This window comes from Rugamonas rubra, from assembly GCF_900114705.1.
Lineage (GTDB): Bacteria > Pseudomonadota > Gammaproteobacteria > Burkholderiales > Burkholderiaceae_D > Rugamonas > Rugamonas rubra.
This window is the reverse complement of record NZ_FOTW01000014.1, coordinates 83,510-103,456: the sequence shown is the minus strand read 5'-3', so window position 1 is coordinate 103,456 and position 19,947 is coordinate 83,510. Positions and strand designations below refer to the sequence as shown.

Below are 19,947 nucleotides of genomic sequence, written 5' to 3'. Positions count from 1 at the left end.
GAGTCGCGCAACCACATCAATAGAGGTTCCGAAATGAAAAACGTCATCCGCTTGGGCGCTCCCACCACGCACGGAGGCAAGGTGGTCAGCACGTCTAACACCAACTTCAAGGTTGGCGGCGTTCCCGTTGCCTGCGTTGGCGATCTCTGCTTTTGTCCGCTGCCCGGTCACAGCGGATGCACCATCGTTAGCGGTTCAAGCAAACATCACCTCGGCGGTGTCTTGATCGCCTTCGACGGTGACAAAACCAGTTGCGGGGCGAAACTGATATCCACGCTGTCCAATTTCCGTACCGGGTAGCGCGCTCAAGCCCGGTCGGGAAGCGCTGCCCAGCATCCCGACCGGAAACCGAAGTCTACAGCGCGGTTGGCGGCTGCTGCGAGGTCAACAGCGCGGCGGCGAACAGCACCGCCAGCAGCAGCAGGGCCTCCATCCGCAACACCGTGCGCACCAGCCACAAGCCTCGCTCCGAGCGCGCGGCGGCGGGCAGCCCGACGAGTTTGTTGTAGCCGCCCAGCGCCACCGCCAGCCCGACCAGGCCGACCTTGGCCAGCAGCGTCAAACCGTAGGCGGTGTGCAGCAGATTGCCGCCCGTCCCCACCCGATGCCAGCCGCTATAGACGCCGGTGGCGGCGATGACCGCCAGCGCCAGCACCGCCGCCTGCGACATGCGCTCCAGATACCGCCCCGTGCCCGCGCCGTCCACCGCCGCGCCGGCCAGCCGCGCGCCGTTGAAGACGAAGCAGCCGGACAGCACGACCACGCCGGTCCACACGGAGATCGCCGCCAGATGCAACGTCTCCGCCGCCAGCGGCAAGCTCCAAAAGCCAAGCTCGCCGGCATGCCCCATCGTGGCGCGGGTGTAGGCGAACACGGCCAGCGACAGCAACACCGCCGCCTCGCTGGCCAGCCCCGCGCCGCCTATGCCGCGCAGCACCAGCAACACCAGCATGGCGACGATGGTGACGCAGCCGGCGTGGCCGTGGTCGGTGGTGGTGAGCATCATCCAGAACATGTCCGACGCCTCGGCCAGCGGCAGGCCGCTCATCACGGCGGTCGAGGCCCACAGCGCCGCCACGCTGGCCAGCAGCGCCAAGGTGGCGGCGGCCATGTCCAGCCGCCGCAAGGCAGCCGAGTCCGGCCAGCGCGACACAGCCGCGCCGGTGGAACCCGTGGCAGCAGCGGCGCCGATGCAGACAGCCGAGGAAACAGTGTCAGCAAAGGCCGCCGACGAACCGGCGCCACCGGCACCGGCACCGGCCGTGGCAGCCAAGGCAGCGGCACCAACAGTGTCAACACTAGCCGCCCCAGTCCGCGCCCGCTCCGCCCGCCAGCACCAGCGCACAAACGCCGAGCCGACCAACCAGGCGAAGCCGAGATTGAGCAGCAGCGCCGAGCCGACCTGCAACAGCGCGACCGCGTCCACCTATTTCACCGTGAACGTGAACTCGCCCTTGCGGCGATGGCCGTCGCGGCCGGCCGCCGCCCAGCCCACCGTGTAGGCGCCGGGCGCCAGCGCCGGCAAGCTCAGCCGCAGGACGGCGGGATTGGCCCCGTCCACCTTGGCCTTGCCGACCGCCACCGGCTTGCCGCCGGCATCGGCCAGCGTGATGCTGCTGAAGGCCGCCTCGACCTTCTCGTTGAAGCTCAGCGCGATCTCCTTCGGCGCCGGCGCCACGGTGGCGCCGGCGGCCGGTTCGGACGCCGTCAAGCTGGCGTGCGCCAAAGCCTGCGAGCTGAACAGCGCTCCCGCCGCCAAGGTGGTGGCAACTACCAATGCGTGTAGTGTTTTCATCTCGTCGTCTCCCCGGGCCGCTTAGCGGACCACTTCCAGCGCGGTGACGGCCAGCGCGGCGCCCATGTGCTCGGCCTTGAAGCGCACCTTGTCGCCGGCCTTGACCTTGTCCAGCATGGCCGGATCGGCGACTCGGAAGTTCATCGTCATGCCCGGCATTTGCAGGTTTTTCAGCTCGCCGTGCTTGATGGTCAGCTTGCCCGCCTCCTTGTCCACCTTCTTGATTTCCCCCTCGCTCATGGCGTCCTGCGCCACGGCGGCTTGCTGCGCCTGGGCCTGGGCCAGCGGCGCGGCAAGGGAGAACATGCCGAGCAGCGCGGCGAGAACCAGTGCATTCATTTTTTTCATCTCATTTCCCTTCAACTTAAATAGATTTCATCAATGGCCGCTATGGCCGGACGGCTTGCGCACCGTCACCTCGACGTCGGGCTTGTTCCTCACCGGCATGGACTGGCCGCCGGCGCTGGCGCTGCGCTTGGGTTCCGGCAAGGCGCCGGTCCACTCGTAGGCCAGCGTGCCGGGCGGATGCTTGTACCAGCCGGGGTCGCTGTAGTCGCCCCGCTTCTGCTCCTTGCGCACCTTGAGCACGGTGAACATGCCGCCCATCTCGACGCCGCCGAACGGCCCCTCGCCGGACATCATCGGCAGCGTGTTCTCCGGCAGCGGCATGTCCATGCCGCCCATGGAGCCGCCCTTGTCGCCCATCACCATATAGTCAGGCACGATCTTGTTGATCTTCTCGGCCACGCCGCGATGGTCGACCCCGATCATGGTCGGCACGTTGTGGCCCATGGCGTTCATGGTGTGGTGCGACTTGTGGCAGTGGAAGGCCCAGTCGCCCGGCGCGTCGGCGACGAACTCGATCGCCCGCATCTGCCCCACCGCCACGTCGGTGGTCACCTCCGGCCAGCGCGAGGCCGGCGGCGTCCAGCCGCCGTCGGTGCCGGTGACGACGAACTCGTGGCCGTGCATGTGGATGGGGTGGTTGGTCATCGTCAAATTGCCGACGCGCACGCGCACGCGGTCGCCCTGGCGCACGTTGAACGAGTCGATGCCGGGGAAGACGCGGCTGTTGAAGGTCCACAGGTTGAAGTCGAGCATGGTGTTGGTCTTCGGCGTGTAGCTGCCCGGCTCGACGTCGTAGGCGTTGAGCAGGAAGACGAAATCGCGGTCCACCGCGTGCAGCGCCGGGTCCTTCGGGTGCGTGACCCAGAAGCCCATCATGCCCATCGCCATCTGCAGCATCTCGTCGGCGTGCGGGTGGTACATGAAGGTGCCGGGCCGCTGCGCGACGAACTCGTAGACGAAGGTCTTGCCCGGCGCGATGCCGGGCTGGGTCAGGCCGGTCACGCCGTCCATGCCGTTGGGCAGGCGCTGGCCGTGCCAGTGCACGCTGGTGTGCTCGGGCAGCTTGTTGGTGACGAAGACGCGCACGCGGTCGCCCTCCACCACCTCGATGGTCGGCCCCGGCGACTGGCCGTTGTAGCCCCACAGATTGGCCTTCATGCCGGGCGCCAGCTCGCGCACCACGGCCTCGGCCACCAGGTGGAACTCCTTGACGCCGTTGTTCATGCGCCAGGGCAGCGACCAGCCGTTCAGGGTCACCACCGGGTTGAACGGACGGCCGTTGGCGGGCAACGGCGGCACGTGGGTGTTGGCGTTGTTCATGATCATCGCCTCGGGCAGGCCGGCCGCGCCGGCCTTGCTGATGGCGGCGACGCCGACGGCGGCCGCGCCGGCGCCCTTGAAGAAGTTTCTACGTGAAATCATGGGTTGGTCCTTGCTTCGTTGTTGCCGGCGCCATTCAGGGCGGACTGCAGGCGTGTCTCGGCGATCCAAAAATCGCGCTGGCTTTCGATGGCGCCGTTGACGCTGGCGAGCTGTTCGCGCGAGTCGGCCAGCAGCTCGAACACGCTGGCCAGCATGCCGTTGTAGCGCAGCAGCACCTCGTCGGAGATCTTGCGGCGCAGCGGCACCACCTCGTCGCGGTAGTGGCGCGCGATGTCGTAGGCGCTGCGGTAGCCGGAATAGGCCTCGCGCACCTCGGAGCGGGCGCGCAGCGCCACGTCGGCGGTGCGGTGCACCGCCTGCATGTACTGCGCCTCGGCGCGCGCCACGCGGGCGCCGCCCCAGTCGAACAGCGGCAGCTCCAGCGAGACCTCGTAGCCGTTCTCGCGCGGCGCGCCGCTGCTGCTCTTGTTGACATAGCCGGCGTCGAGCACGTTGACGAAGCGCGTGGCGCGGTTCAGGCCCAGCGCGCTGGCGGTGGCCTCGGTGTCGCGGCGGGCGGCCAGCACGTCGAGGCGCTGCTCCAGCGCCTGCGCCTCGGCCTGGCGGATCTCGCGCGGCGCGGCCGGCAGCTCGGGCAGGCGCTCGGGCAGGCTGAAGCCCTGCTCGCGCAGGCCGAGCAGGCGTAGCAGCTGTTCGCGGCTGGACAGGGCCTCGTGGCGCGCGCGCGCCAGCTGGGTGACGGCGTCGGCGTAGAAGGCGCGCTCGCGGGCCTGGTCCAGCTTGCTCCAGTTGCCCACCTTGCTCATCCGCTCGGCCAGCTCGGCCGAGGCCTCGGCGGCGCCGCGCACCTGCTCGGCGAACTGCGCCGACTGGGCGGCGGCCACGGCCGTGAAGTAGGCGCGCCGCGTGTCGGCCGCCAGTTGCACGGCCTGGCCGGCGGCGCGCAGCTTGGCCTGCTCGAAGCGGCCCTGCTCGATGCGGCTGCGCATCGGCAGGGTCAGCAGACCGGCCAGGTCGAACATCACGCCACGGTCGATCTCGCTTTCACCGCCGCCGTGGATGCGGCCGAAGCTCAGGCTGGGATTGCGCATGCGGCCGGCCTGCACCATCTCGGCCTCGGACACGCCCAGCTCGGCCAGCGCGGACTTCAGCGCCGGACTGTTCAGCAGGGCGACGCGCACCGCCGCGTCGGCGCTCAAAGGCTGCGCCAGCAGGGTTTGCAGCTGGCTGTCGCGGTCGGCTCCTGCCGTCTTGCCGTCGGCGGCGTCCTGGCGGAAGCTGGCCGGCTGGCCGACGCGTTCGCTGGTCAAGCGCGACACATCGTCCAGGCCGCCGTCCGGAGACAGGCTGGCGCAACCGGCCAGCAGCGCGACGGACAAGCCCGCCGCCGCCCGTCCCAGCATCGCTACGCCGGGTCGTAAAGGGAAACGTGTCATGTTATTGGCCTTTCATTTGCATGTGGTGACCCTGGTGCGGATCGGCTGCCGGCGAGGCGGGCCGTGGCGCCGCATGGCCTTGGTGCGGGTCGGACGACGGGCGCGCCGACGACGGCGCAGCGTGGTGGCCTTGGTGCGAAGCGGCCGCAGCCGCAGCCGGCGCTGCTTGCGCCGCCGCGTGGCCCTGACGGGCTTGTTGCGCTTGTTGTGGGGTGGCCTGGCCGGCCGCCGGGGCCTTGTCCTGATGCATGTGCATCATGCCGTGGCCGGCATGGCCGCCGGCGGCGGCCAGCTCGCTATTGGCTTGCAGCCAGGCCTTGTCGGGCGTGACGTCGGATTGCGGCGCCGGCAGATAGCCGGCGAAAGCGGACTGGTACGGCAAGGCTGCCGACGCGCCAGCCTGCGGCGTGGCCGCGTCGACACGCGCCGCTTGCGCGGAGGCAAGCAGCGGCACACCGGCCACCGCGAACAGTAGGAAGCGTAAACGTTTCATGATTTTCCTTAGAAATAACACTGGCACCCAAACCGGAGATTCAGGGCGGCGCGAAGCGAGCTTCGCGACAACAGCAATCGTCAGGAGATCAGGCGTGGTGGTCGTTCGAGGGTGGCAGGAATGAAGGCGGTCATCGCCGGCTCGGCGACCAGCACCGCGCAGCGCGCCAAAGGAAGGGCAAAAAAGAGCACGACCGCCTGCGGCGGCGCGCAGACGCCCACGCAGCAACTGGCGCAGCTGCTGCACTTGCCGTGCGTGGCCTTGCCGTGCTCGGGCATAGCCTCGCCGCAATGGGCGGCGTGCATGGCGACGAGCTCGTCCGCCATGCCGGTCTGGGCGGCCGACGCCGTGGCCGGCATCGTGGCCGCCATCACAGCCGCCACCATTTCCGCGCCGGCGCGCGCGGCGCTGTCCCTGTCCATGCCGGCGCCGGACATGAATGCGGCGGCCGTGCCCTGCAGCGGCAGCGCGGCGATCAACATCCACAGCAGGTAACGGACTAGGGTTTGCATAAGCGGCAAATAGTAGCGCAAAGGCGCGGCGCATGACAAGATCGTTCACTATAGACCTTCCCACAGGAGGAAGGTCAAGCGTAAACTGGCCCACACAACAATATTTCTTTTCCGCTTGCCGGGCCGCGCCGGCGCTGTTTAAATTGCCGCTCCGCCCCTTCCTGGAGACCCCATCCCATGCGCCGCATCCTCAGCACCGTCCTTCCGCTCGCCCTTGCCGCCCTCTGCCTGCCGCTGCACGCCGCCACGCCGACGGAAACCCTGGCCGCCTTCCACCAGGCCATGTCCAGCGGCAAAGGCGCCGAGGCGCAGGCCCTGCTGGCGCCGGAGATTCAGATCTACGAGTCCGGCCATGTCGAACGCTCGCGCGACGAGTACGCCGGCCACCACCTGCCGGCCGACATGGCCTTCGCCAAGTCCACCAGCAACACCGTGCTGCGCCAAAGCGAGCGCGTCGACGGCAACCTGGCCGTGGTGATGCGCGAAACCGAAACAAGCGGCCAGTACAAGGGCGCCAAGGTGCACCTGTTCGGCACCGAGACTGCGCTGTTGGCCAAGCAAGGCGACGGCTGGCAGATCACCCACCTGCACTGGTCGTCGCGCAAAGCGGCCAAGTGACGCCGCGCCGCTGTCAAGCGCTGCGCGCAGGGCAAAGCGCCGCCGCAGTGGCTCATTTTTGACCTGCATCAACAAATTCGGTCGGATTGTTCCCTATCATGGCCACATTCGGGCACAGTGCTTGAGCTTGGACTAATCCAATCCGCCGACACTGGGCGCTCACCACCACACAACGATCATGCGGCTAGCCTTCCCGTCCCTGTTCCGCCTGCTTGCCCTGTTCCTGGCCCTGACGGTCATGAACGCGGGGGTGGCGATGGCCGCCTATGTCTGCCCGCAGCTCAGCGCCGGCCAGCCCCAGGTGCGGCTGATGGACAACGCGCCCTGCATCGGCATGGACCTGGAAAAACCCGTCCAGTGCGCCGAGTTCAAGGCCGGCGCCAAGGGCACGCCTGACTACCTGGCCGCCGCGCCGACGCTGGCGCCAATCTCCTTCGCCTTCATCATTCCGACCTTCCAGCCGCTGGTGCCGGCCGTGATCGACGCGCCCTGGGCCGCGTCCGCTCCGGCCGACGGCAGCGACCCGCCCTACCTGCAAACGCTGCGCCTGAGAATCTGACCCGTCCCCGATTTGGTTGCGCCGCCCGGCCCTGGCCGCTGGCGGTGTTCGTCTATCACCGAGGGGAAATCATGTCTTCACTGTCACCATCGCGCCCAAACGCGACGCTTCACCGCGAGCGCGCGCTGCCGTTGCGCCTCGCGCTCGCCGCCGCCCTGTCGCTTTGCGCCACGCTGGCCGGCGCACAAACCACCACGCTCACGCTGGAGCAGGCGCTGCGCCTGGCCACACAAGCCTCGTCCAGCAACAAGGCCGCGCAAGCCGCCGTCGAGGCCAGCGGCATGGCCGCCGCCCGCGCCGACCAACTACCCGACCCGATGCTCAAACTGGGTGTCGACAACCTGCCGCTCAGCGGCGCCGACAAATACAGCACCACCGGCGACTCGATGACCATGCGCCGCTACGGCTTCGAGCAGCAGTGGGTCTCGGCGGACAAGCGGCAGGCGCGCCAGGAGCGCGCCAAACGCGCCGTCGCCATGGAGGAAGGCGCCTACCTGGAAAACCTCGGCAAGGTGCGCGAGGAGGCCGGCAAGGCCTGGCTGACGCTGCTGTACGCGCAGCGCGCCCGCCAACTCTACGGCCAACTGGAGAAGGCCATGGCCGACGACCTGGGCGCCGCGCAGGCGGCCCATCGCGGCGCCAAGGCCACGGCGGCCGACGTGCTGCAAGCGCAAATGGAGCTGGCCCTGGGCCAGGACGACAGCCGCCGCGCCGCGCAGGAAGTGGCCAGCGCGCGCATCGTCCTGGCGCGCTGGGTGCAAACGCCGGTCGACACCGTCGCCGACACGCCGCCGGCGATGCGCGCACACCTGTCGACGGTGCCGACGGCGGACTTGGAGCAGTACCACGCCGGCGTGCTCAACGCGCGCCGCGCCATCGACCTGGCCGACGCCGAGACCACCGTGGCGCTGCGCGAACGCCGTCCCGACTGGAGCTTCGAGGCGGTGTTCAGCCAGCGCGGCAGCCAGTACGGCAACATGCTGTCCTTCGGCGTCAGCATCCCGCTGACGGTCAACCGCGGCCAGCGCCAGGACCGCGACGTCGCCGAGAAGTCGGCGCTGGGCACCAAGGCCCGCCTGCAGTACGAGGACGTGCTGCTGGAGATGCGCGCGCAGATCGAGCAGATGTCGCTGGAGCTGGGCAGCCTGCGCGAGCGCGCCGCGCAACTCGGCGCCACCCTGCTGCCGGCCGCGCAGCAGCAGGTGGAACTGGCCATGGCCGCCTACCGCTCCGGCGCCGGCACGCTGTCGGCCGTGTTCAAGGCACGCCGCACGCTGCTGGAGAAGCAGCTGCAGATCAATGAACTGGACAAGCAGGCCGCGCTCACCTGGGCCAGGCTGGAACTACACGTGATCCCACACGACATGACGAACCAGCCGAGGACAGCACAATGAAACACGCATTCACCCCAAAACACATCGTCCTGGCGCTGCTCGCGGCGGGACTGGTCTACGCCGGCTACTGGGCCGGCGCGCGCCAACACGCCGCCACCACGGCCGCCACGCCGGAGGCAGAAGCCGCGTCCGCGCGCAAGGTGCTGTACTGGCACGACCCGATGGCGCCGACGCAAAAATTCGACAAGCCCGGCAAGAGCCCCTTCATGGACATGGACCTGGTGCCCGTCTACGCCGACGAGGCCGGCGCCGACAGCGGCGTCCAGGTCAGCCCGGCGCTGCGGCAGAACCTGGGCATTCGCATGGCCACGGTGCGCCGCGCCGACGTCAAGGACACGCTGGAGCTGGTCGGCACGACGCAGTTCGACGAGAGCCGCGCCGAGGTGGTACAAAGCCGCGTCACCGGCTACGTCGAGCGGCTGCACGCGCGCGCGCCGCAGCAGCGCGTTACGCGCGGCCAGCCGATCGCCACGCTGTTCGTGCCGGAATGGATCGCGCCGCAGGAGGAGTATCTGGCCCTCAACCGCGGCGGCGATACGGCGCTGGCGGCGGCCGCCCGGCTGCGCATGCGCGCCCTGTCCATTCCCGACGCGCTGGTGGCCGAGGCGGAACGCAGCGGCAAGGCGCAAACACGGCTGACGCTGAACGCGCCGGCCGACGGCGTCATCACCGAGCTGGCCGTGCGCGACGGCGCCATGGTCGGCCCCGGCGTGACCATCGCCAAAATCTCCGGCCTCGGCACGGTGTGGCTGCTGGCCGAGGTGCCGGAGGCGCTGCTCGGCGCCGCCCACGTCGGCATGGCCGTCACGGCCAGCTTCGCCGGCGCGCCGCAGCGCAGCTACACGGGCCATGTGCGCGAGATGCTGCCCGGCGTCGGCACGGCCACGCGCACCGCGCAGGCCCGGCTGGAGCTGGACAACCGCGACGGCTCGCTCACGCCCGGCATGCTGATGCAGGTGCGGCTGGAGGGCAAGCAGACGGCATCGCGCCTGCTGGTGCCAGCCGAGGCGGTGATCAGCTCGGGCAAGCGCTCGGTGGTGCTGGTGGCCGGCGACGGCAACAGCATCCGCCCGGTCACGGTCGGCCTGGGCCGCGAACGCGGCGACGATATCGAGATCGTCAGCGGGTTGGAAGAGGGCCAGAAGGTGGTCGCCTCCGGCCAGTTCCTGATCGATTCGGAAGCCAACCTGAAGGGCATCCTGCCCAAGTTTGCGGAGGCCAGCGCGGCGCCGATGACGCCGGCGGCAACGGCTTCGGCCACGTCGGCATCGGCTTCGGCTGCGGCTAGTTCGCCAGCGGCCACAGCCAGCCACGCGGACCACGCGGTCCCTACCAATCACTCAGCCCACGGAGGCAAACAATGATCGCCCGTGTCATCCGCGCCTCCATCGCCAACCGCGTCTGGGTGTTGATCGCGGCGGCCATCCTGGCCGGCTGGGGCCTGCTGTCGCTGCAAAAAACCTCGCTCGACGCGCTGCCCGACCTGTCCGACACCCAGGTCATCATCCGCGCCCAATATCCGGGCCAGGCGCCGCAGCTGGTCGAGGACCAGGTGACCTATCCGCTCACCACCGCCCTGCTCTCGGTGCCCGGCGCGAAAACGGTGCGCGGCTACTCCTTCTTCGGCGACGCCTTCGTCTACGTGCTGTTCGACGACGCTACCGACCTGTACTGGGCGCGCGCCCGCGTCACCGAGTACCTGAACCAGGTGCAGAGCCGGCTGCCGGCCGGCGTGCGCGCCGAGCTGGGACCGGACGGCACCGGCGTCGGCTGGGTCTACGAATACGCGCTGGTCGACCGCAGCGGCAAGCACGACCTGAGCCAACTGCGCGCGCTGAACGACTGGTTCCTCAAGTTCGAACTGAAGACCGTGCCGGACGTGGCCGAGGTGGCCAGCATCGGCGGCATGGTCAAGCAGTACCAGATCGTGCTGGACCCGAACAAGCTGCGCGCCTTCGGCATGTCGCAGGCCAAGGTGCTGGAGGCGCTCGCCAAGGCCAACCAGGAGACCGGCGGCTCGGTGCTCGAGCTGGCCGAAACCGAGTACATGGTGCGCGCGCGCGGCTACCTGCGCACGCTCGACGACTTCGCCAACATCCCGCTGTCCGCCAGCGAGAGCGGCACGCCGGTGCTGCTGCGCGACGTCGCCACCATCCGCCTCGGCCCCGAGATGCGGCGCGGCATAGCCGAACTCAACGGCCAGGGCGAGGTGGCCGGCGGCGTGGTGATTATGCGCTCCGGTAAAAACGCGCTCGACACCATCGCCGCCGTCAAACGCAAGCTGGAGATGCTGAAGGCCTCGCTGCCCAAGGGCGTCGAGGTGGTGACCACCTACGACCGCTCGACGCTGATCAAGGCCTCCGTGGCCAACCTGAGCGACAAGCTGGTCGAGGAGTTCATCGTCGTCGCGCTGGTCTGCGCGCTGTTCCTGTTCCACCTGCGCAGCGCACTGGTGGCCATCGTCACGCTGCCGCTGGCCGTGCTGGGCGCCTTCATCGTCATGCGCTACCAGGGCGTCAACGCCAACATCATGTCGCTGGGCGGCATCGCCATCGCCGTCGGCGCCGCCACCGACGCCGCGCTGGTGCTGATCGAGAACGCCCACAAGCACCTGGAGGCCTGGGGCCACGCCCATCCCGGCGACACCATCAACGCCAAGCAGCGCTGGGACATCATCACCGAGGCCTCGATCGAAGTCGGGCCGGCGCTGTTCTTCTCGCTGCTGATCGTCACGCTGTCGTTCATCCCCGTGTTCGGCCTGGAGGCGCAGGAGGGCAAGCTGTTCGCACCGCTGGCCTACACCAAGACCTACACGCTGGCCGCCGCCGCCGCGCTGGCGATCACGCTCATCCCCGTGCTGATGGGCTACCTGATTTGCGGCCGCATTCCCAGCGAGGCGGCCAACCCGCTCAACCGCCTGCTGATGCGCGCCTACCGGCCGCTGCTCGACGCCAGCCTGAAGCATCCGCTGGCGACCATCGGCATCGCCGTCGTCGCGCTGGCGCTGACCGCCATTCCCGTCATGCGCCTGGGCGGCGAGTTCCTGCCGCCGCTCGACGAGGGCGACCTGCTGTACATGCCGTCGGCGCTGCCCGGCCTGTCCGCCGCCAAGGCCGGCGAGCTGCTGCAGCAGACCGACCGCCTGATCAAGACCGTGCCCGAGGTGGCCAGCGTGTTCGGCAAGGCCGGCCGCGCCGAGTCGGCCACCGACCCGGCGCCGATGGAGATGTTCGAGACCACCATCCAGTTCAAGCCGCGCGAGCAATGGCGCGCCGGCATGACGCCGGCCAAGCTGGTCGATGAACTCGACCGCGTTGTCAAGGTGCCCGGCCTGTCCAACGTCTGGGTGCCGCCGATCCGCAACCGGATCGACATGCTCTCGACCGGCATCAAGACGCCGGTCGGCATCAAGGTGTCCGGCGCCGACCTGAAGCAGATCGACGCCATCGCCACGCAGATCGAGGCGGCGGTGCGCGACGTGCCCGGGGTCAGCTCGGCGCTGGCCGAACGGCTCAGCGGCGGGCGCTACATCGACGTCGACATCGACCGCGCCCGCGCCGCCCGCTACGGCCTGGCGGTGGCCGACGTGCAGTCGGTGGTGGCGGCCGCCATCGGCGGCGCCAACGTCGGCGAGGTGGTCGACGGCCGCCAGCGCTTCCCCATCAACGTGCGCTACCCGCAGGACTACCGCAACTCGCTGCGGGCGCTGCGCGAGCTGCCGATCGTGACCGAAAAAGGCGCGCAGATCCGCCTCGGCGACGTCGCCGCCCTCGCCGTCAACGACGGCCCGCCGATGATACGCAGCGAGAACGCCCGCCTGTCCGGCTGGGTCTACGTCGACGTGCGCGGCGCCGACCTGCTCGGCGTGGTGCGCGCCATGCAGGCGCGCGTGGCGCAGCGCGTCGTGCTGCCGCCGGCCTACGCCATCGGCTGGTCGGGCCAGTTCGAGTATCTGGAGCGCGCCTCGGCCAAGCTGAAGACGGTGGTGCCGCTGACGCTGGCGCTGATCTTCGTGCTGCTTTATTTCGCCTTCCGCTCGACGGCGGAGGCGGCGCTGCTGATGTTGACGGTGCCGTTCGCCCTGGTCGGCGGCTTCTGGTTCATCTGGATGCTGGGCCACGCCGTCTCGGTGGCGACGGCGGTCGGCTTCATCGCGTTGGCCGGTTTGGCGGCGGAGTTCGGCGTGGTGATGCTGGTCTACCTGCGCAACGCGCTGCAAAGCCGGCTCGACGCCGGCCGGCCGCTGACGCAGGAGCTGATCGTCGAAGCGATCCGCGAGGGCGCCGTGCTGCGCGTGCGGCCCAAGGCGATGACGGTGGCGGTGATCCTGGCCGGCCTGCTGCCGATCATGTTCGGCAGCGGCGCCGGCTCGGAGGTGATGCAGCGCATCGCCGCGCCCATGGTCGGCGGCATGGTGACGGCGCCGCTGCTGTCGCTGTTCGTCATCCCGGCGGCCTGGCGTTTGTTGCAACAACACCGCATGCGTCGGGGAAATATTGTCGAAAGGAAAATTTAATATTGATAAGTCGCACATATTAATTTATAGTCAATTCGTGCGTTTTTGATATTTCATCAACACCACATCCCGACAACGCGCCACATATAGCAAAGGCATTCGATGAAACCAAGCATGATCCTGACCACCGCCCTCCTCTCCGGCCTGGCCCTGCCGGCACTGGCCACCACACACGCCACTCTGTCGTTGAGCAACTTCAGCACCGTGTTGAAGGACCTCAACGCCGGCGACGGCAAGGCCCCGGAGATAAGCTGGGGTGGCGGCTACGCGACGACCAATTCGGAGGACCGGTCCCAATTGGGCTGGAAGATGGACAGCGGTTTCGCGAACATCGATTGGAGCAGCGAAAGCCGCCAACAACAATCGGCTTGGACCACGCCGGGCTTGAGCACCGTGTCGCAACACGGCAATGGCACGCAGCAAGTGAAGATGTCCGACTTCAACTTCGAGGAACTGAAGCTGGACGCCAACGCGGCGGTGGGCCACAACGTATCGTCCGGCGCGATGTTCGGGCAAAACTTCACGCTGGCAGCCGGTACGCAGGCAACCTTCAGCGTCACCGCCAACAGCATCCTGTCAGGTCCTGGCTACGTGGGACCGTGGACGGCACCGGCCAACTGGAACGGCGACGCAAGCTCGTATAGCGCGGTGTATGCCGACTTGCGGATAGGCTCGTTCAACACGGGCCTGAGCGGGATGGGGAGCAGCTCGTGGATTGGACAAGCAGATGAGTACGAATCGATCATCGACGGCCAAGTCATGAAACTGACCATCAAAAACAGCAGCCTGGTCGACAAATCCTACAGTCTGAACCTCAGCGGCAATGCCCAAGCCTGGGAGGCGGCCGCCCCCGTTCCCGAGCCGGAAAGCTACGCCATGTTCGGCGCCGGTCTGCTGCTGCTGGGTGCCGTGGCACGCCGCCGCAAGGGCTGAGCAAGATCCTGGCGGATTCGCGCCGCCCGCCAACGGTCCAAGCGGCGGCGGCCCGATCCAAAGTGACTAGTACCAAAGAAGTCTGCGGTTGCCGCAAGGCACGATGTTAGAATGGCGACATGAAAATCGACCGTGTCACGCGCCTGTTTGCCGCCTGGATTGCATGCTTTGCAATCCTCGCGGCCATGCTTGTCCCGGCGATGACGCATTTGCTGCCGACTGCGGCGGCCTCGACCACCGCGATGGCGGACATTTGCTCCAGCGGCGGCGCCATGCTCGCCGCCGCCGTCGACAAGGGCGCCGCTCCCGCCGCACCGGCGGACAAGCGGATGCATGGCGAGCACTGCCAATACTGCTATGCCCAGGCCGACGCCACCGCCTTGCCGCCCGGCGTCCCGCTGACGCTGGCGCCCGTCGGCGCGCTGACTCTGCAAGCAACGCTGTTCTACCAATCCCCCGGCCCGCTGTTCATCTGGGCACCCGCGCAATCGCGCGCCCCGCCCACCCCTCAGCTGATCACCGCCTGATCGCCGCCTGACCGTGGCTGAGCGCTGCCCGAGCAGCGCCAGTCGTTCAGGACTTCGCCTGGCCAGTACCCGGTTCCCGCTGCTGCCGACTGTCTGTCATGTCGGCCGGCATGGCGCCGCCTTATTGCCCGCAATCTCTTCGGTGCCCGAGGCACCCGCTTCCCAAGGTTTGATATGTACCAATTCGCCTGCACGCCCAGCCAACTCACCCTGGCCCTGATCGCCGCCTTCTGCACCGCCGCTCCGGCCTGGGCCGACGCCCTCGCGCCTGACGACAGCATTCCGGAAATCGTCGTCAAGAGTAGAAAGTCGGCCGTTCCAGTCAACTCGCCGGCCACCGTGGAGAGCATCACGGCCAAGGAAATCGCCGAACGCATCAACGCGGTGACCTCGGCCGAGGCCCTCAACTACCTGCCCAGCACGCACGTGCGCGAGCGCTACATCGGCGACCGCAACGGCATTCTCGTCATGCGCGTCAACAGTTCGATCGCCAGCGCGCAGACCACCGTGTATGCCGACAATCTGCTGCTGTCGAACTTCCTCAACAACAGCTACAGCACGGCGCCGCGCTGGGGCATGGTGGCGCCGGAGGAAATCGAGCGCATCGAGGTCATGTACGGGCCGTTCTCGCCCCTCTATCCGGGCAATTCGGCCGGCGGCGTGGTGCAGATGAGCACGCATATGCCCGACCAGTTCGAGGCCCACGTCAAGGCCGACCTGTTCGGCCAGCGCTTCAAACTGTACGGCACCGACCAACACTTCGGCGGCCAACACCAGTCCGTCTCGCTGGGCAACAAATCCGGCGCCTGGTCGTTCTGGCTGACGGCCGACCATCTGGACAACCACAGCCAGCCGCAAACCTTCGGCGCAGCGACCAAGGCGGCGCTGAAGGACACGCCGAAGGACACGCCGGCCTGGACCAACGTCTACGGCGCCAGCCGCGACATCGACACCAGCGGCAACCCGAGGATCATCGGCAGCGCGATCGGCGCCGACCACACCATCCAGGACAACGGCAAGTTCAAGCTGGCCTACCAGGTGTCGCCGACGCTGCGCGCCACCTACACGCTGGGCCTGTGGCAAAACAGCTCCAGCAGCGAAGTGGCCAGCTATCTGCGCGACGCGGCCGGCGCACCGGTCTACAACACCGGCGGCAAGGGCGCCGGCGCCTATGTGAAATTCGCCGGCGACGCCAACTACTACACGCTGGCCGGCGTCTCGCCCGGCAGCGGCGAAAGCATGCACGTCATGCATGGCGTGGCGCTCAAATCGGACACGCGCGGCGCCTGGGACTGGGAAGTCGTCGCCAGCGTCTACGCGCAAAACAAGGAGCTCTCGCGCAGCGCCGCCAATACCGGCGGCCTCTACGATTCGGGCAACGCCGGCGTGCGCCCCGGCGGCACGCTCACCGTGGGCGACGGCACCGGCTGGCAAAACCTCGACCTGCGCGGCGAATGGCGCCCGGCGGCCGACGGCGGGCGCCAGCACCGGCTGAGCTTCGGCTACCACGCCGACCGCTACGTGCTCAAGTCCGTCACCTCGGCCATCGCCGGCGACTGGATCGACGGCCCCGCCACGGCAGGCGCCTCGTCCAACTCCTATGGCAAGACGGCCACCCAGGCCGTCTATCTGCAAGACGTGGTGCAGCTGCAACCGGCGCTGAAACTGCTGTTCGGCGGACGGCTGGAACACTGGCGCGCCTACGACGGCAGCAATTTCAACCTCGCCAACGTGGCGAAGTACAGGCAGCTCAACTACGCCGAGCGCTCCAGCACCGACTTCTCGCCCAAGGCCTCGCTGTCCTACCGTGGCGACAGCGACTGGGCCTGGCGGGCCTCGCTGGCCCACGCCGTGCGCTACCCGACCGTGGCGGAAATCTTCCAGGTGATCAGTTTGCCCGACAACGTCAAGCAAAACGATCCCAACCTGAAAGCGGAGAAACTCAACTCGGCGGAACTGATGGCCGAGCGCAGCTTCGACGCCGGCATGGCGCGCGCCTCCCTGTTTTGGGAAGACAAGCGCGACGCCCTGATTTCGCAGACCGACACCACCGTCACGCCCACCATCTCGAGCATACAAAACGTCGACAAGGTGCGCACCTACGGTCTGGAAATGGTGGCCGACCTGCGCGACATCTGGCTGCGCGGACTGGACCTGGGCGGCAGCGCCACCTACACCAAATCGACCATCGTCGAAGACCGCCGCAACCCCGCCCTGGCCGGCACCGACCAGCCGAGGATCCCCGACTGGCGGCTCACCCTGTCGGCCACCTACCGCGCCAGCGAGCGCCTGTCCTACAGCCTGAGCTACCGTTACAGCGGCCGCCAGCACAACACCCTGTTCGACCCGAAGAACAATCGCTACAACGACGTCAATCCGAACGTGTACGGCGCGGTCAGCCATTACAGCGTGCTCGACGCCAAGCTGCTCTACAAGCTGAACCGGCAATGGACGGCCTCGCTCGGCGTCAACAACGTCGGCGCCTTCAAATACTATGTGAATCCGAATCCGTATCCGCAACGGACCTTCTTCACCAGCGTCAAATTCGATTACTGAGAACCATGATGAAGCTCACTACCGCAATCAAGTTGGGCAGCCTGCTGCTGTTGGCCGCGCTGGCCTCCGGCGCCCACGCGCAAATGGACCACGGCAAACGCATGGCGGCCAAGGCCGAGCTGGGCACCGCCGCCGCGCTCGATCCGCAGGGCCGGCTGTGGATCGCCAGCAAGGAGCAGGCGGCCGGCAGCCCGGCCCAGTACGTGGTGCTGCAATCGTCGCCCGACATGGGCGCGAGCTGGTCGGCGCCGCGCCGCATCCAGCAAGAGCCCGAAGCCGTCGCCGCCGACGGCGAAAGCCGCCCCAAGCTGGCCTTCGGTAGCCAGGGCCAGATCTACATCGCCTACACCAAGCCGCTGGGCAAGCCCTACACTGGCGAGATCCGCTTCGTCCGCTCGCTCGACGGCGGCCAAACCTTCTCCGCCCCCGTCACCGTGCACCGCAACCGCGACGAAATCACCCACCGCTTCGAATCGATGATCGTCGACCGCGAAGGCCGCATCCACATCGCCTGGATCGACAAGCGCGACATCGAGCTGGCCAAGGCGCGCAAGCAGGCCTATCGCGGCGCGGCGATCTACTACGCCGTCTCCGACGACGCCGGCGCCAGCTTCAAGGGCGACTACAAGGCGGCCGACCATTCCTGCGAATGCTGCCGCATCGCCATGGCGCTGACGCCGCAAGGCAAGGCCGTGGCCATGTGGCGCCATGTGTTCGAGCCCAACGTGCGCGACCACGCGCTGCGCGAATTGACGCCGGACGGCGCCCCGCCGCCCCTGCAACGCGCCAGCTTCGACGACTGGCATATCGACGCCTGCCCGCACCACGGCCCGGCGCTGGCCTTCGGCGCCGACGGCAAGCGCCACCAAACCTGGTTCGGCGTGCGCGGCGAGGCCGGCGGCGTGTTCTACGGCGTCGCCGACGCCGACGGCAAGCTGGGCCAGGTCCAGCAGCTCGGCAGCGCCCAGGCCGAACATGCCGACGTGCTGGTCGACGGCAAAACGATCACGCTGGTGTGGAAGCAGTTCGACGGCAAGGCCACCGCCATCTGGGGCCGCCGCTCCACCGACAACGGCCTCAACTGGACCAGCGGCGTGCTGGCTAGCAGCCGGGGCAATTCCGACCAGCCCCACTTGCTGGCGACGCCGGCCGGCGCCTTCCTGCTGTGGCGCACGCAAGACGAGGGCGTGCGCATCCTGCCTGCCATCCCCGCCACCTCAGCCACCGGAACCCTGCCATGAAGCGCCTCCTTGCCCTGCTCGCCGGCCTGCTGCTGGCCCTGAGCCAGACCTGCGCCGCCCAGGCCGTGCGGGAATTCACCTCGGACAGTCTGCCCACAGTGCTGGCCAGCCAACAGGGGCGGCCTTTCGTGCTGGTGGTGTGGTCGCTGGACTGCGAATTTTGCCAGGCCAGCCTGCGCACCCTGTCGGCGATCAAGCGCAAGCAGCGCCAGTTGAACGTGGTCACGCTGGGCACCGACTCGCTGAGCGACCCGGCGCTGGCCGGCATGATGAAAAAGCGCCTGGCCCAACTGGGCCTGAGCAAAAACGCCTGGGCCTACGGCGCCGAGCCGGCGGAACGGCTGCGCTACGCGGTGGACAAGGGCTGGCACGGCGAAATGCCGCGCAGTTATTGGTTCAACGGACGCGGCGACAGCAAGGCGCGCTCGGGCGTCATCACGGCGGAGATGGTGGAAGCGTTTTTAGCGTCACCTTGATTAACTGCCCTCAAACGCCCGCAGGAGCTCGTCCGGCAAGGGGGCATCGAAATCGTCGGCGATCCGTATCTTGCCCTTCAGTGCGCCGAAGTGACGTACCGCCGGTAGCGTCTCCAGCGACACCAGACGCGCGGCTGGCTTGCCAGCTTTGGCGATGATGATTTCCTCGCCTTTGGCGGCGGCGTCGACCAATTTGGGAAAGCTGGTCTTGGCCTCATGAATGCTAACCGTGGCCATAAATGCTCCTGATGAGCTTAGTCGCCGACCAAACCTACGCTACAGGAAGACGCCTGCCGGTACATTGAAACGCTCCGACAACCTTTTAATCTGCCGAACGTTCAGCTCCCGTTTGCCATTCAGCACCTCAGAAACCACGCTCTGAGCACCGATTTCAGGTAAATCGGACTGAGAGAGCTGATGTTGTTCCATCAAGAAACAGATCATCGCAACTGGTGTCACTTGCTCAAGCGGATAGTGCCGCTCGTCATAATCGCTGACGAGATTACCCAGCGCATTAACCAAGTCGGCAAGCGGATGCCCGTCATTCGCCGCTCCGGCATCCAGCAGTTGGTTCAACGCGAGCACGGCACCTTTGTAGTCTTCCTCGTTGCGAATGGTATGCAATGGAACAAGTGACGACAGGGCTTGATAACGCGAAGTGATCTCCGCAACCAGGTCTCGGTCCACTAGGGTTTCCATTTGTTGTACTCCTCATGGGTAAAAACATACCGGATGTAAAGGCGCTGATACTGAAAGCTGATCCCGGCGACGATCCGATACTTATTGCCACCAATATTGAAAATGTAGTTGTCCCCGGCCTTGTCCGTGGCGTTGAACACGCGCTTGATATCGGCAAAGTTTGCAAAGGGACGAGATTCGAGGATCTTCCTCCATGCTTGCATCGGCGCATGAGCGGGCGGATGAGCTATCGAAAAATCGACCAGCGCCTTATTTGAAATAACTCGCATGATTCAAGCATATCGCAATTTGCGATACCTCGCTGTGATACGGCGCACCGCCTGATGCTGAAATTGAGATTTTTTGTTTGCGGATGAAAACTTGGGGCCTTCGCATATGGCCGCTATGGCACGCTTGCTAGGTCGCTATACACATGAAATTGACAGGCAAGAAAAAAGGACCCGGCGCTACGCCCAAGTCCT

General features: G+C 67.3%; 21 protein-coding genes. 11 read left to right on the top strand and 10 right to left on the bottom strand.

The genetic code is table 11. The features are described from left to right. Positions 1–33 precede the first annotated feature (33 nt). Positions 34–300 (top strand): PAAR domain-containing protein, encoded by a 267-nt coding sequence (locus tag BM252_RS15630; protein ID WP_093388602.1) that lies wholly within the window; start codon positions 34–36, stop codon positions 298–300. A gap of 55 nt (positions 301–355) precedes the next feature. Here BM252_RS15630 and BM252_RS15625 read toward each other — a convergent pair whose 3' ends face one another. The 7 genes from BM252_RS15625 to BM252_RS15595 form a co-directional block, all read right to left on the bottom strand. Continuing rightward, positions 356–1,111: a copper resistance D family protein gene (locus tag BM252_RS15625; RefSeq protein WP_139236523.1), complete on the bottom strand. Its 756-nt coding sequence runs from the start codon at positions 1,109–1,111 to the stop codon at positions 356–358. A 315-nt stretch (positions 1,112–1,426) separates the two neighbouring features. Further along, complete coding sequence (copC, locus tag BM252_RS15620) at positions 1,427–1,795, bottom strand: copper homeostasis periplasmic binding protein CopC (RefSeq protein WP_093388600.1); 369 nt, start codon at positions 1,793–1,795, stop codon at positions 1,427–1,429. Between the two features lie 21 nt (positions 1,796–1,816). Further along, complete coding sequence (locus BM252_RS15615; RefSeq protein ID WP_342742518.1) at positions 1,817–2,134, bottom strand: copper-binding protein; 318 nt, start codon at positions 2,132–2,134, stop codon at positions 1,817–1,819. Between the two features lie 39 nt (positions 2,135–2,173). Then, positions 2,174–3,565 (bottom strand): multicopper oxidase family protein, encoded by a 1,392-nt coding sequence (locus BM252_RS15610; protein ID WP_093388598.1) that lies wholly within the window; start codon positions 3,563–3,565, stop codon positions 2,174–2,176. After that, on the bottom strand, positions 3,562–4,962 hold the full coding sequence (locus BM252_RS15605) for a TolC family protein (RefSeq protein ID WP_409567667.1): 1,401 nt from the start codon (positions 4,960–4,962) through the stop codon (positions 3,562–3,564). Before BM252_RS15605 ends, BM252_RS15610 begins: the two co-directional genes overlap by 4 nt. A 1-nt stretch (position 4,963) precedes the next feature. Next, positions 4,964–5,455, bottom strand: coding sequence for a hypothetical protein (locus tag BM252_RS15600; RefSeq protein ID WP_093388596.1), 492 nt, complete (start codon positions 5,453–5,455; stop codon positions 4,964–4,966). Positions 5,456–5,535: 80 nt separating this feature from the next. Then, positions 5,536–5,967, bottom strand: a complete 432-nt coding sequence (locus BM252_RS15595) for a hypothetical protein (protein ID WP_139236521.1) — start codon at positions 5,965–5,967, stop codon at positions 5,536–5,538. Between the two features lie 177 nt (positions 5,968–6,144). Between BM252_RS15595 and BM252_RS15590 the strand changes: the two genes are divergently transcribed. From BM252_RS15590 to BM252_RS15545, 10 genes are all read left to right on the top strand, one after another. Next, positions 6,145–6,585, top strand: a complete 441-nt coding sequence (locus BM252_RS15590) for a YybH family protein (protein ID WP_093388594.1) — start codon at positions 6,145–6,147, stop codon at positions 6,583–6,585. Positions 6,586–6,763: 178 nt separating this feature from the next. Then, positions 6,764–7,144 carry a hypothetical protein gene (locus BM252_RS15585; RefSeq protein ID WP_093388593.1) on the top strand — a complete coding sequence of 127 codons (381 nt, stop codon included), beginning with the start codon at positions 6,764–6,766 and terminating at the stop codon, positions 7,142–7,144. 71 nt (positions 7,145–7,215) lie between these two features. Next, complete coding sequence (locus tag BM252_RS15580) at positions 7,216–8,538, top strand: TolC family protein (protein ID WP_093388592.1); 1,323 nt, start codon at positions 7,216–7,218, stop codon at positions 8,536–8,538. Then, on the top strand, positions 8,535–9,902 hold the full coding sequence (locus BM252_RS15575) for an efflux RND transporter periplasmic adaptor subunit (RefSeq protein WP_093388591.1): 1,368 nt from the start codon (positions 8,535–8,537) through the stop codon (positions 9,900–9,902). The genes BM252_RS15580 and BM252_RS15575 overlap by 4 nt, the downstream gene beginning before the upstream one ends. Continuing rightward, positions 9,899–13,054 carry an efflux RND transporter permease subunit gene (locus BM252_RS15570; protein WP_093388590.1) on the top strand — a complete coding sequence of 1,052 codons (3,156 nt, stop codon included), beginning with the start codon at positions 9,899–9,901 and terminating at the stop codon, positions 13,052–13,054. The genes BM252_RS15575 and BM252_RS15570 overlap by 4 nt, the downstream gene beginning before the upstream one ends. Before the next feature lie 114 nt (positions 13,055–13,168). After that, positions 13,169–13,987, top strand: a complete 819-nt coding sequence (locus BM252_RS15565) for a PEP-CTERM sorting domain-containing protein (RefSeq protein ID WP_174900545.1) — start codon at positions 13,169–13,171, stop codon at positions 13,985–13,987. A gap of 119 nt (positions 13,988–14,106) precedes the next feature. Beyond that, positions 14,107–14,514: a DUF2946 domain-containing protein gene (locus tag BM252_RS15560; protein ID WP_093388588.1), complete on the top strand. Its 408-nt coding sequence runs from the start codon at positions 14,107–14,109 to the stop codon at positions 14,512–14,514. 174 nt (positions 14,515–14,688) lie between these two features. Then, on the top strand, positions 14,689–17,070 hold the full coding sequence (locus BM252_RS15555; RefSeq protein ID WP_093388587.1) for a TonB-dependent receptor: 2,382 nt from the start codon (positions 14,689–14,691) through the stop codon (positions 17,068–17,070). 5 nt (positions 17,071–17,075) lie between these two features. After that, complete coding sequence (locus BM252_RS15550; protein WP_093388586.1) at positions 17,076–18,311, top strand: sialidase family protein; 1,236 nt, start codon at positions 17,076–17,078, stop codon at positions 18,309–18,311. Beyond that, positions 18,308–18,787, top strand: coding sequence for a TlpA family protein disulfide reductase (locus tag BM252_RS15545; RefSeq protein ID WP_093388585.1), 480 nt, complete (start codon positions 18,308–18,310; stop codon positions 18,785–18,787). Before BM252_RS15550 ends, BM252_RS15545 begins: the two co-directional genes overlap by 4 nt. Here the strand turns inward: BM252_RS15545 and BM252_RS15540 are convergent, their stop codons facing one another. From BM252_RS15540 to BM252_RS15530, 3 genes are read right to left on the bottom strand one after another with little or no spacing between them, the layout of a single operon-like run. Beyond that, positions 18,788–19,024 (bottom strand): type II toxin-antitoxin system Phd/YefM family antitoxin, encoded by a 237-nt coding sequence (locus BM252_RS15540; RefSeq protein WP_093388584.1) that lies wholly within the window; start codon positions 19,022–19,024, stop codon positions 18,788–18,790. Between the two features lie 39 nt (positions 19,025–19,063). Further along, positions 19,064–19,486 carry a helix-turn-helix domain-containing protein gene (locus BM252_RS15535; protein ID WP_093388583.1) on the bottom strand — a complete coding sequence of 141 codons (423 nt, stop codon included), beginning with the start codon at positions 19,484–19,486 and terminating at the stop codon, positions 19,064–19,066. Continuing rightward, a complete protein-coding gene (locus BM252_RS15530; RefSeq protein WP_093388582.1) occupies positions 19,474–19,755 on the bottom strand; it encodes a type II toxin-antitoxin system HigB family toxin in 282 nt (93 codons plus the stop codon). Before BM252_RS15530 ends, BM252_RS15535 begins: the two co-directional genes overlap by 13 nt. Positions 19,756–19,947: the final 192 nt, after the last annotated feature.

Excerpts from the sequence above, each read along its gene's own strand:
- BM252_RS15545 (WP_093388585.1), top strand. The coding sequence starts at position 18,308 with ATGAAGCGCCTCCTTGCCCTGCTCGCCGGCCTGCTGCTGGCCCTGAGC.
- BM252_RS15610 (WP_093388598.1), bottom strand. The coding sequence starts at position 3,565 with ATGATTTCACGTAGAAACTTCTTCAAGGGCGCCGGCGCGGCCGCCGTC.
- BM252_RS15535 (WP_093388583.1), bottom strand. The coding sequence starts at position 19,486 with ATGGAAACCCTAGTGGACCGAGACCTGGTTGCGGAGATCACTTCGCGT.
- BM252_RS15595 (WP_139236521.1), bottom strand. The coding sequence starts at position 5,967 with ATGCAAACCCTAGTCCGTTACCTGCTGTGGATGTTGATCGCCGCGCTG.
- BM252_RS15530 (WP_093388582.1), bottom strand. The coding sequence starts at position 19,755 with ATGCGAGTTATTTCAAATAAGGCGCTGGTCGATTTTTCGATAGCTCAT.
- BM252_RS15555 (WP_093388587.1), top strand. The coding sequence starts at position 14,689 with ATGTACCAATTCGCCTGCACGCCCAGCCAACTCACCCTGGCCCTGATC.
- BM252_RS15540 (WP_093388584.1), bottom strand. The coding sequence starts at position 19,024 with ATGGCCACGGTTAGCATTCATGAGGCCAAGACCAGCTTTCCCAAATTG.
- BM252_RS15560 (WP_093388588.1), top strand. The coding sequence starts at position 14,107 with ATGAAAATCGACCGTGTCACGCGCCTGTTTGCCGCCTGGATTGCATGC.
- BM252_RS15605 (WP_409567667.1), bottom strand. The coding sequence starts at position 4,962 with ATGACACGTTTCCCTTTACGACCCGGCGTAGCGATGCTGGGACGGGCG.
- BM252_RS15625 (WP_139236523.1), bottom strand. The coding sequence starts at position 1,111 with ATGGCCGCCGCCACCTTGGCGCTGCTGGCCAGCGTGGCGGCGCTGTGG.
- BM252_RS15590 (WP_093388594.1), top strand. The coding sequence starts at position 6,145 with ATGCGCCGCATCCTCAGCACCGTCCTTCCGCTCGCCCTTGCCGCCCTC.
- BM252_RS15565 (WP_174900545.1), top strand. The coding sequence starts at position 13,169 with ATGATCCTGACCACCGCCCTCCTCTCCGGCCTGGCCCTGCCGGCACTG.
- BM252_RS15580 (WP_093388592.1), top strand. The coding sequence starts at position 7,216 with ATGTCTTCACTGTCACCATCGCGCCCAAACGCGACGCTTCACCGCGAG.
- copC (WP_093388600.1), bottom strand. The coding sequence starts at position 1,795 with ATGAAAACACTACACGCATTGGTAGTTGCCACCACCTTGGCGGCGGGA.
- BM252_RS15615 (WP_342742518.1), bottom strand. The coding sequence starts at position 2,134 with ATGAATGCACTGGTTCTCGCCGCGCTGCTCGGCATGTTCTCCCTTGCC.
- BM252_RS15585 (WP_093388593.1), top strand. The coding sequence starts at position 6,764 with ATGCGGCTAGCCTTCCCGTCCCTGTTCCGCCTGCTTGCCCTGTTCCTG.
- BM252_RS15550 (WP_093388586.1), top strand. The coding sequence starts at position 17,076 with ATGATGAAGCTCACTACCGCAATCAAGTTGGGCAGCCTGCTGCTGTTG.
- BM252_RS15600 (WP_093388596.1), bottom strand. The coding sequence starts at position 5,455 with ATGAAACGTTTACGCTTCCTACTGTTCGCGGTGGCCGGTGTGCCGCTG.
- BM252_RS15575 (WP_093388591.1), top strand. The coding sequence starts at position 8,535 with ATGAAACACGCATTCACCCCAAAACACATCGTCCTGGCGCTGCTCGCG.
- BM252_RS15570 (WP_093388590.1), top strand. The coding sequence starts at position 9,899 with ATGATCGCCCGTGTCATCCGCGCCTCCATCGCCAACCGCGTCTGGGTG.
- BM252_RS15630 (WP_093388602.1), top strand. The coding sequence starts at position 34 with ATGAAAAACGTCATCCGCTTGGGCGCTCCCACCACGCACGGAGGCAAG.